The sequence below is a fragment of the Halomonas sp. genome (assembly GCF_041689495.1).
Taxonomy (GTDB): Bacteria; Pseudomonadota; Gammaproteobacteria; order Pseudomonadales; family Halomonadaceae; genus Halomonas.
Map to the genome: position 1 here is coordinate 1 of NZ_JBDNGD010000081.1, position 3588 is coordinate 3588.

A 3588-nucleotide genomic window follows, 5' to 3' on the forward strand; every position below is an offset into this window, starting at 1 on the left:
ACCTCGGACAGTGTCTGCTGATGGGCGCGATTATCGAGCCCCGCGGAACGGGTCCGGGCCGTGGTCAACAGGCGGTCATAGAGGGTGCGCCCCTTGGCCGTCAACGCCATGCCGCGCTGCTCGATCTCGCCGAAGCGGGCGGTATGGATACCCTGCCGCTCGTCGGCGAAGCGTACCTGCTCCTCCAGGGCCTTGAAGCTGGTCTGGCGCAACAGGATCGGACAGTCGCGCCGGGGCGGCCCCTCGATGATCGCCTTGGGATACATGCCGGCTGCCGGCATGCGCCGTTGGACTTCGTCGATGTCCAGGGTGCGGGGGGTCAGATGATTGATATGCGGCCCACGGAAGCAGACCACGTCGGCGATCAGCCGGTGCTCGGCGTGCAGCGCGTCATAGGTGCCCCGATCCACGGTGGCGTCCCGGTGCCAGCGGAAGGTCTCCAGCGTCTCTTCCACGAAGCGCTCGGCCTGTTCATCAATAAGCCCGCCCTGCTCCTCGTGGCGCGCGATCAGCTCCCGAGCGCCCGGGGTGAAGATATCCCGCTCGGCGAGAATGGCCGCCGCCCGTTCGCGAAGCTCGGCGCTTTCGATCAGCTCTAGGCGCAGCAGCGAGGTGAAGATACGGAAGGGATTGCTCGCCAGCGAGCCGTCGTCGATGGGGCGAAAAGCCGTGGAATGAACCGGCACGCCGGCCTCGGAGAGATCATAGTAGCCCACCGGATGCATGCCCATCACCGCGAACAGCCGACGCAACATGGCGAGCTCCGCCGCCGTGCCGGCGCGAATGGCACCGTGGCGCTCGACGCCGAGGCGCGCCAGCCCGCCGGCCTCGGCGAAGTGTTCGGCCAGGCCGGGATCCTTCTCGAGCGTCTCCCGGTTCACCTGTTCGACCAGTTCGACCAGTTCGACCAGGGTCGCGTACTGGGGCACTTCGGCCTGGTACATGGCCGACATGGCCGTGGAGAAGCGATGGCGGATCTCGTCGTGGGAGACGAAGGTCGTCGTGGTCATGCGTCTTGCCTCGTGAATCTGTCGTTCGGGGAAGGGGGAAGGAGCGCGGTGCTAGCCCAGCCTTTGTAGCGCTCGCTCCAGGCGCGTCAGGCCTTCTTTCAGCACCTCGGGCTCCGCGGTCAGCGGTGGCAACAGGCGCAGCACGTTACGACGGCGCCCGCTGGGCATCAGCAGCACGCCCTCCTCACGTCCTGCCGCCAACAGCGCGGCCAGGTGCTCGCTGCCGCGGGTCCCGGCGCTATCCTCGAAGACGATTCCGCGCATCGCGCCGATGCCAGTCACCGCGCCCAGCATCGGGAAGCGGCCGGAATCGCACCAGCGGCGATGAGCCTCAAGGATCAGCGCCTCCTGGCGCTCGCTCCAGCGACGCAGGTTATCCTCGCTCATCAACTCCATCACCGCCCGGGCCGCCGCGCAGGCCACGGCGTTGCCGGAATAGGTGCCACCCAGGCCGCCCTTGGGTGGAGCGTTCATGATCTCCGCCTTGCCGGCCACCGCCGCCAGCGGCAGCCCCGCAGCCATGCTCTTGCCCATCAGCAGCAGGTCGGGCTCGACGCCGAGATGGGAGAAGGCGAAGCGACGCCCGGTGCGCCCGAAGCCGGACTGGATCTCGTCGAAGATCAGCACGATGCCCTGCTGGTCACAGACGCCGCGCAGCCAGGTGGCGAACTCGGGATCCAGCCGCCGGAAGCCGCCCTCCCCCTGAACCGGCTCGACGATGAGACAGGCCACTTCCTCGGCGGGAACCTCGACCTCGAACAGTCGCTCCAGCGCCGCCTTGGTCTGAACGGCATCGACATCTCCGTCGGGGCTGGGGAACGGCAGGTGGTAGACCGGGCCCGGCAGCGTGCCCAGACGATTCTTGTAGGGCTTGACCTTGCCGTTGAGATTCAGGGCCGCCAGCGTACGGCCGTGGAAGCCGTCGTCGAAGGCGATCACCGCCTGGCGCCCGGTAGCGGCGCGGGCCACCTTGAGGGCGTTCTCGATGGCCTCGGCGCCACAGTTGGTCAGCATGCAGGAGAGCGGGTAGGAGACCGGCACGAAGGCGTCCAGCGCTTTCACCACGTCCAGATAGCCGCGATGGGGCAAGGCGTTGAAGGCGGAGTGCATCAGGGTATCGACCTGGGCCTTGACCGCATCGGTGATGGTCGGATGACAGTGCCCCAGGTTGAGCACGCCGATGCCGCCGACGAAATCGACGTAGTGCCTGCCCTGCTCGTCCCAGACCTCGGCATTGCGGCCGCGCTCGATCACAAGCGGATGAACGATACCCAGCGAGTCACTGACGTGCGGAAGTTCCATAGCGAGTTCCTGCTATTTGATTGGACAAGGGCAACAACAGAATGAAAACAGACCGCCAGGGGTGCCTCAAACGAAAAAAATCTCGCTATACATTCCAAAAACTATTGACCTGCCCTCCAGCAAGGCTTGCTGGATCTGGATGATAGCGCAGGCTCGCAATACTTGATGCGCTTGAGGAATGAGCCAGTCGGGCAATGATCAGCGGCGGGCTGACGCCAGGCCCTGCGCAACGCCAACGCCTACGACCTGGTCTATCCGGAATACCTCGGCGAGCTGTCCAATATCCGCTGCTTCGCCACCCATATACTGCCCCGGCCGAGGCTACGCCTCCGGCAGGCTAGCCGGACACCCCGCCTCGGGCGTCGTGCTTGGCGCCTCGAGATGCTCGAGTATCCACTCGATGAAGCCCTTCACCTTGGCCATCTCCGCCTTATATTCGGGGTAGGCCAGGTAATAGGCGTCGCGACTGGCTAACGCGAACGACCATGGAATGACGAGCTGGCCCGCCGACAGCTCCTCCTCGGCCAGGAAGCGCGGCACTAGGGCCACGCCGCAGCCCTCTCGAGCGGCCCGCAACACCATATAGAAAGTATCGAAGCGTGGCCCGTGGTAGCTGTGCTCGGTATAGGCGCCCTGGGCTTCGAACCAGCGATGCCAGGCATCGAGGCGCGTCGCGCTTTGCAGTAGCACCAGTCGGGTCAACGCAAGGGGGTGGTCGATGCCCGCGGCCGGAATGATCGATGGCGCGCATACCGCCACCATTTCCTCGTGGAGGAGCTTGATGCACTCCGCCTTCGGCCAGGCACCGTGGCCGAAAAAGAAGGCTACGTCGACACGCTCCTCCTCCAGATCGAAGGGCTCCACGCGACTGGCGATGTTGAGATAGACATTGGGATGCCGGAAACGGAAACCGTTGATGCGGGGAATCAGCCAGCGCGCGCCGAACGTCGGCAGCGTGGTCACGTTGAGCACCTCGCTCTGCCCGCCGTAGGACTGCATGTAGCGCGTGGACATCTCCACCTGCGCCAGGATCTTGCGCACCTCGGTCAGGTACATAGAACCCTCCGGCGTCACCTGAAGACGCATGCGTACACGGCGAAACAGCGGGTGCTGAAGCACCGACTCTAGCTGGGCGACCTGCTTGCTGACCGCGCTCTGGGTCAGGTTCAGCTCGTCTGCGGCGCGAGTGAAGCTGAGATGCCTGGCCGAGGCCTCGAAACACTGCATTGCAGTCAGCGTTGGCAAATGGGGGCGGCTCATCGCAACACCTCTTGAT

At 65.2% G+C, this 3588-nt stretch carries 3 protein-coding genes; all 3 read right to left on the bottom strand.

Going from position 1 to position 3588, the window contains the following annotated elements; all coding sequences use genetic code 11:
* Positions 1-1010 (bottom strand): VOC family protein (locus tag ACESMD_RS02610; RefSeq protein ID WP_372610076.1); only part of this gene is annotated, 1010 nt, incomplete at its 3' end.
* Between the two features lie 51 nt (positions 1011-1061).
* A complete protein-coding gene (locus ACESMD_RS02615) occupies positions 1062-2312 on the bottom strand; it encodes an aspartate aminotransferase family protein (protein WP_372610078.1) in 1251 nt (416 codons plus the stop codon).
* A 321-nt stretch (positions 2313-2633) separates the two neighbouring features.
* On the bottom strand, positions 2634-3572 hold the full coding sequence (gcvA, locus tag ACESMD_RS02620) for a transcriptional regulator GcvA (protein ID WP_372610080.1): 939 nt from the start codon (positions 3570-3572) through the stop codon (positions 2634-2636).
* Between the last annotated feature and the right edge of the window lie 16 nt (positions 3573-3588).

What these genes read in the sequence shown, in the direction of transcription:
- gcvA (WP_372610080.1), bottom strand. Translation starts at nt 3,572, where the DNA reads ATGAGCCGCCCCCATTTGCCAACGCTGACTGCAATGCAGTGTTTCGAG.
- ACESMD_RS02615 (WP_372610078.1), bottom strand. Translation starts at nt 2,312, where the DNA reads ATGGAACTTCCGCACGTCAGTGACTCGCTGGGTATCGTTCATCCGCTT.